Genomic DNA, 252 nt, shown 5'->3' with positions numbered 1-252 from the left:
AGTGGCGGGCCAAGGGCGAGGTGACAGTCAGTCCCCGTTCGTGGGCTTGCCCGGCTCCTGGCAGGGACGGGCCGGTCTATGGGACGAAGGGCCGGGACCAGGACGTTCTGGCTTCGGCTTCGGGAGCGAGGACGATGGTTCTACTCGGCTTGTCCGGCCGTACACGGTTACCGGAGGCCGGACCCAGCCGAGGTATCAGCTCGCCATCGAGGCTCTGGTCACGGCGACCGTGCTCGAGCCCCGCGATCTGTC

1 protein-coding gene is annotated in these 252 nt (G+C 68.3%); it reads left to right on the top strand.

Annotated elements, in window-relative coordinates; translation table 11 throughout:
- Position 1: 1 nt before the first annotated feature.
- Positions 2–252 (top strand): DUF742 domain-containing protein (locus EUU22_RS26175; protein WP_369333644.1); only part of this gene is annotated, 251 nt, incomplete at its 3' end.

The sequence above is a fragment of the Ciceribacter ferrooxidans genome (assembly GCF_004137355.1).
GTDB classification, from domain to species: Bacteria; Pseudomonadota; Alphaproteobacteria; order Rhizobiales; family Rhizobiaceae; genus Allorhizobium; species Allorhizobium ferrooxidans.
This window is presented reverse-complemented; position numbering and strand designations above follow the sequence as displayed.